Source organism: Argonema antarcticum A004/B2 (assembly GCF_023333585.1).
Classification (GTDB): domain Bacteria; phylum Cyanobacteriota; class Cyanobacteriia; order Cyanobacteriales; family Aerosakkonemataceae; genus Argonema; species Argonema antarcticum.
Window position 1 is genome coordinate 43,991 of the sequence record NZ_JAIQZN010000055.1, and the last position, 6,059, is coordinate 50,049.

At 47.2% G+C, this 6,059-nt stretch carries 7 protein-coding genes; 3 read left to right on the top strand and 4 right to left on the bottom strand.

The features are described from left to right. Positions 1–20 precede the first annotated feature (20 nt). Both LAY57_RS21835 and glgA read left to right on the top strand, forming a co-directional pair. Positions 21–368: a zinc ribbon domain-containing protein gene (locus tag LAY57_RS21835; RefSeq protein WP_249068962.1), complete on the top strand. Its 348-nt coding sequence runs from the start codon at positions 21–23 to the stop codon at positions 366–368. Between the two features lie 49 nt (positions 369–417). Then, positions 418–1,842: a glycogen synthase GlgA gene (gene glgA, locus LAY57_RS21840; protein ID WP_249068963.1), complete on the top strand. Its 1,425-nt coding sequence runs from the start codon at positions 418–420 to the stop codon at positions 1,840–1,842. A 39-nt stretch (positions 1,843–1,881) separates the two neighbouring features. Here the strand turns inward: glgA and LAY57_RS21845 are convergent, their stop codons facing one another. From LAY57_RS21845 to LAY57_RS21860, 4 genes are read right to left on the bottom strand one after another with little or no spacing between them, the layout of a single operon-like run. Next, on the bottom strand, positions 1,882–2,061 hold the full coding sequence (locus LAY57_RS21845; RefSeq protein WP_249068964.1) for a hypothetical protein: 180 nt from the start codon (positions 2,059–2,061) through the stop codon (positions 1,882–1,884). Between the two features lie 3 nt (positions 2,062–2,064). After that, positions 2,065–2,991, bottom strand: coding sequence for a LysM peptidoglycan-binding domain-containing M23 family metallopeptidase (locus LAY57_RS21850; protein ID WP_249068965.1), 927 nt, complete (start codon positions 2,989–2,991; stop codon positions 2,065–2,067). Between the two features lie 55 nt (positions 2,992–3,046). After that, positions 3,047–4,285: an RNA-guided endonuclease InsQ/TnpB family protein gene (locus tag LAY57_RS21855; protein ID WP_249068966.1), complete on the bottom strand. Its 1,239-nt coding sequence runs from the start codon at positions 4,283–4,285 to the stop codon at positions 3,047–3,049. Positions 4,286–4,337: 52 nt separating this feature from the next. After that, positions 4,338–4,514 carry a hypothetical protein gene (locus tag LAY57_RS21860; protein WP_249068967.1) on the bottom strand — a complete coding sequence of 59 codons (177 nt, stop codon included), beginning with the start codon at positions 4,512–4,514 and terminating at the stop codon, positions 4,338–4,340. Positions 4,515–4,704: 190 nt separating this feature from the next. On the opposite strand from LAY57_RS21860, the gene LAY57_RS21865 reads away from it, so the two are divergent. Then, positions 4,705–5,907, top strand: coding sequence for an HhoA/HhoB/HtrA family serine endopeptidase (locus LAY57_RS21865; protein WP_249068968.1), 1,203 nt, complete (start codon positions 4,705–4,707; stop codon positions 5,905–5,907). Positions 5,908–6,059 lie beyond the last annotated feature (152 nt).

The following is a 6,059-nucleotide window of genomic DNA, read 5'->3' on the forward strand; positions in this document are numbered from 1 at the left end:
TCCCCCCTCCCCACTCCCCAATGCCTACTGACCCCTACTCCCCTTTTGAACTGACATTGTTGATTTACAAAGCGATCGAACATGGTGTAAATATTGTTTTTGTTAATCCTAGATATACTAGCCAAACTTGCCACAATTGCCACCATATTCACCCAATCGTTGGAGAATCCTATCGGCATGGTAAAAAGTTTGCTTGTGGACATTGTGGTTGGATTGGTGATGCCGACTATAACGGAGCGAAGAATATTTTTGCTCTAGGGGTGTCTGTAAATACACCTAAAGGTTCGGGGTTATCTTGCTTATTGGAAGATCATCTCAGGGCTATTGAAAGCCCCCACCATAACTGTACTCAGCTTGGTGGCGGGTAGTTGTACACTATCATGTAACAAACCATTGCAGGGAACGCGAAAAACTAAGATGCGGATTCTATTTGTTGCAGCTGAAGCAGCACCCCTGGCTAAAGTAGGCGGCATGGGGGATGTCGTCGGGGCCTTACCCAAAGTCCTAAAAAAAATGGGGCATGATGTCAGGATCTTCATGCCGTACTATGGCTTTATGCCCGACAAAATAGACATACCAAAATCGCCTATCTGGTATGGCACAGCGATGATGCAAAACTTCGCTGTCTACGAGACGGTCTTTCCAAATAGCGATGTACCCCTGTACCTATTTGGTCATCCCTCCTTCTGGCCGCGCCGCATCTACTACGGAGATGATGAAGATTGGCGGTTCACCTTGTTTGCCAATGGGGCAGCTGAATTTGCCTGGAACTATTGGAAGCCACATATTATCCACTGCCATGACTGGCACACCGGCATGATTCCAGTGTGGATGCAGGAAGACACGGACATCAAAACCATTTTCACCATTCACAACTTGGCTTATCAAGGGCCGTGGCGCTGGCGCTTAGAGCAGATTACTTGGTGTCCCTGGTATATGCAGGGCCATAATACAATGTCCGCCGCCGTTCAGTCTGCCGATTGGGTGAACACTGTTTCTCCCACTTATGCAGACCAGATCAAAACCCCTGCTTACGGCGAACAGATGGAAGGCTTGTTATCCTACGTCAGCGGGAAGTTAAACGGTATCCTCAACGGGATCGACACCAATAGTTACGACCCCGCTACGGACAAACACTTAACCAAAAATTACACTGCTGATACGATCGACGATCGCCGTTTCAACAAGATTGCTCTCCAGGAAGAACTGGGCTTAGAGGTGAACGGTAGCGTCTTTTTGTTTGGTTTGGTATCACGTTTGGTAGAACAAAAGGGCATCGACTTAATCATTCAGGTGCTAGACCGCTTCATGGCCTACACTGACGCACAATTTGTTGTTTTGGGCTTGGGCGATCCTTATTACGAAAACCAAATGTGGCAGATTGCCACCCGTTACCGTGGTCGGATGTCAGCTTACATCCTTCAGAGCGATGCTTTAGCCAGACGGATTTACGCGGGTACTGATGCTTTCTTGATGCCCAGTCGCTTCGAGCCTTGCGGGATTAGCCAAATGCTGGCGATGCGCTACGGTTGTGTACCAATTGTGCGTCGTACCGGCGGTTTAGTTGATACCGTCTCCCACCACGAACCGATGGATCATGAAGGTACGGGTTTCTGTTTCGATCGCTATGAACCGCTAGACCTATACACCTCTATGGTGCGGACATGGGAGAGCTTCCGGTATAAAAAAGAATGGCGCGAACTGCAACAGCGGGGTATGCGGATGGACTTCAGCTGGGATAAATCTGCCCAGGAGTACGATCGATTGTACCGCTCCCTAGTTGGCTCGCTCCCGCCGTCACCGACACCAGAGCCAAAGCCGACGAATCTAATCAAAAAATAACGCAGTCAACAGATTCGGAAAACTTTCAGATTTCAGATTTCAGATTTCAGATGGGTCTTTGGGAATTATGATGCTGATGTTCCACTGCGAACATTTTTGTAGAGACACGGCATAATAAAAATTTTGGACGATCGACATTATGCGATAATGCCTTGTCCAAAGCAGCATAATTGACTCCAAAGAACCAAGAAAGCTAAGCTGCACATTATTCACGGGCATCCGTCAAGGGTGCCCTGCTTTTGTTTTTTCTTGGCTTGAAAACATCGGATCGCCTTGGCTTTGAGTCGCCTGGATATAAGGTTTGGGGTCTTCTGCTACCCAACCTAAATCTGAGTTGTAGCGAACTTCAAAATGCAGATGCGGAACGTTGATGTCAGGCTTACCTGTGGAACCGACTGTTCCCAACTGCATACCTTGTTGAACTCTCTGTCCGGTGGAGACTGTAATAGTGTCCAAGTGGGCGTAGCGGGTTTGTTGTCCTTGCTGATGATTCACTACCACTAAATTGCCATAATCTTTTCGCTCTCCGGCAAACGCTACTGTACCATCGCCTGCTGCAAAAACAGGTGTTCCAGGTGTCGCTAGCAAGTCGATGCCGCTGTGAAAGACTACTTTGCGGGTAACTGGATGAAGATTCCAGCCGAAGCCAAAACCCACCGCAGCTTGTGAGGGCAAAGGATAGCCTTTCAAGGTGCTATCCTCAAATCCAATGTCAGAACCCTCTGGTGACCAATTTACTCCCGGCAAAAAGACTACTCTGGGATTTTCCTGACAGCCATTAATCTCGTATACGAGTGCTGGACGGATTTTGTAGGTTTCCGCTAGATCTCGCCAGGTTCGATCGGTTGGAACTTCTACGCGGATACCATTGTAGGGAGGAATGACAATTTCTGTGCCAGCGCGAGCCGAGCCTTGCCTTAAAGTTGGATTCATGCCCATCAGGGTGGCCGGGATGAGGTTGTATTGACTGGCTATACTTTCTAGAGTCTCGCCAGCGGCAACTAGATGTTTCTTCAGGCGATCCAAAGCTGGCTGAGGGCAATTTTCTCCCGTTACTGCTGGTTGAGCGAGATTGGCTTTGGCTCCTAGTAGGGAAATAGTCAGCCACAGAAGTGTTGATAGCAGTGGAAACCAACGATTAAGAGCCATGAACTCAAATATTTATGAGTGCGTCTGATGTCGCGTTTTGTTTAGTTATTGTGAACTACCCGCCGACAACCGCTTGAGGCGGTATGGCAGGGGCTTCAGGCTTCGCAGAGGAATGCCTCAGAACTGACTTACGCCCTTTCTTTGGTCTTACTTCCTCTCCACCTGCGGAAACGGCTGTTCCATCCGTCTGTAGCATTCTGATTCCTTCGGCTCTAATGTTCGCGGCGGCGTTCCCATCTCGATCGTGATGAGTACCACAGTGAGGACAAGTCCATTCACGGACATCTAGAGGCATCTCATCAACTTGATAGAAACAATTAGAACAAAGTTTAGAACTAGGGAACCATCGATTTATTTCTACCAACTTTCCGCCTTTGCGCTCTAGCTTATAGGCCAGAAAATTAGTGAACATTCCCCATCCACAATCAGATATTGCTTTGGCGAGATTATGATTTCGCACCATGCCTTTGACATGAAGATTCTCTACTACTACAACTTGGTTATCGTTGACTAGCTTATGACTCAGCTTGTGTAGAAAATCTTGGCGTGCGTTCGCTCCTCGCTCGTATACTTTAGCTGCTAACTTCTTAGCTCTTAGTCTGGAGTTACTCCCCTCCTTTTTTCGCGCTAATTTTTGCTGTTTTCGTTTGAGATTTTTCTCGTGTTTAGCTAAATGTTTAGGATTGCTATATTTAGAAGTCTTGATGCCATTGTGAGTTACAGCAAAATCTTTGACTCCTAAATCTATGCCTAGCACTAACCCTGACCTTGACAATGTTGGGTTATTCCCCTCAGTTTCAACTAGGATTGATGCGAAGTATTTACCTGTCGGAGTTTTGCTAATGGTAACTGTCTTTAAGAGTCCCTCAATTGGTCTGTGAATCTTAGCTTTTACTGACCCAATTCCGCCGGGGATTTTGATAGAGTCATTGGCTAATATCTTGACGTTCTGAGGATATTGGACAGATTGTTTACCCTTCTTTGACTTGAATTTGGGAAACCTAGATCTACCAGCAAAAAAGTTTTTATAGGCAGTTACTAAGTTGAGAGTAGTAGCTTGCAATACCTGACTGTAACAATCAACTAACCAAGAGGTTTCTGCTTGCTTTTTGAGGTGAGGCAACATGGCGTTTAGAGCGATTTGTCCTAAACTTTTGCCAGTCTCCTTGTATGTCTCAATCGACTTATTGAGTGCAAAATTGTACCACCACCGCGAACAACCGAACACCTGAGCCAATTGTTGTTCTTGGCTTGGGGTTGGGTAGATTCTGACTTTGATGGCTTGATGTTGCACTGCAATATTTTATAGTTATCTCTATTCATTATAAATGCTAATCGGATTGCTGTCAACCAAGGGATTTTGGCTCATCGACGATTGCCTGTCCACATCCTCGTTCCACGATTGTCGGTTTTGTCGGACAGGCAATCGTGGAACGAGGAGCGCGGCTTTCATCCCACCGCCATAGCGACTCAAAGAGAGCTTGGCGGGGGACTTTTCGCGATCGCCCGTTGACTTGGCTCAAATTATAGCTAAGCTCAAGGCAGTTAGGACGTTCTTAATTGCTGAAATCCTAGCCCCTAGCACTCTTAGTCCCTAGTTTCTAGCTATATATGAGTTCTGAGGCTAGAAAGTTTCTTCCCTTGGTAAGGTTATGCTTAGAACAGCTAGAGTAGATTTGTCACTTTTTACCCTGTCGTTGAGCCTGACGACCTATGAGTTTAACTTTTAAACAACTGATTCTTTATTTAACGTTGCTAAGTATTGGCGGCGGTGCAGGAGTCTTGGGCAGTCGCTATCTGCAAGCAGACGATCGCTTTCGGGAAACCTCCTTGACAATGCCTCCCCAAGAGCAACTACTTCCGCGCCAGGAAAATCCAGCCCCGATAATAGGTGGAATTCCCACCAACGATGGCAACTTCATTGCAGAGGCTGTTAAAAAGGTCGGCCCTGCGGTGGTACGCATTGATGCCGCTCGCAGGGTGGAAACTAGATTGCCGGATGTTTTTCAGAACCCCTTCTTTAGAGGGTTTTTTGGTAATGAGACGCCGCCCCCACCGGAAGAACGGGTAGAGCGCGGTACAGGTTCTGGTTTCATTCTCAGCTCAGACGGTCGCTTGATCACGAATGCCCATGTCGTGGCTGGGGCTGACACAGTTAAAATAACTCTTAAGGACGGTCGATCGTTGGATGGTCGGGTGCTTGGCGTCGATCCGCTCACAGATATAGCGGTAGTGAAAATTCAGGCCAACAATTTGCCGACTGTGAGGTTGGGGGATTCTGAAAATCTGGTTCCGGGTCAGTGGGCGATCGCGATCGGCAATCCCTTGGGTTTGGATAACACTGTTACTGTTGGTATTATCAGCGCTACTGGTCGCTCCAGTTCTCAGGTAGGCGTCCCAGATAAGCGCGTTAACTTCATTCAAACGGATGCCGCCATCAACCCCGGTAATTCTGGAGGGCCACTTTTAAACGATCGCGGCGAAGTTATTGGTATTAACACTGCCATTAGATCTGGTGCCCAAGGACTGGGATTTGCCATTCCCATTCAAACTGCACAGCGAATCGCCAACCAACTGTTTGCTAAAGGTCGTGCTGAACATCCTTATTTGGGAATTCAAATGACGGGTCTCAACCCATCTGTAAAAGAACAGCTCGGTCGGGATACCAATATGAAGATTACCCAGGATAAGGGAGTTCTAATTGTGCGCGTCGTGGAAAACTCACCAGCCTCTAAAGCAGGTTTGCTCCAGGGAGATATCATTCAAAAAATTGCTGGTATACCCGTTCAAGAGGCAGCCCAAGTGCAACAGATTGTAGAATCAAGCACTGTTGGCGCGTCTTTAGAACTGGAAGTGAACCGCAACGGTAAAATCCAAAAAATCCAAGTCCAACCGGGTGCTTTTCCCACTGAATGACATCCAATTTTGGATTTTAGATTTTGGATTTTGGATTTTAGATTTTGGTTCGTGCCTAGTATAGTGCAGGCCAAATATAGCTAGGGACTAGGGGCTAGGGGCTAGGGACTAGGGAAGAGGGAAAAGGTTACTCCGTAAGGGATTATGGACTT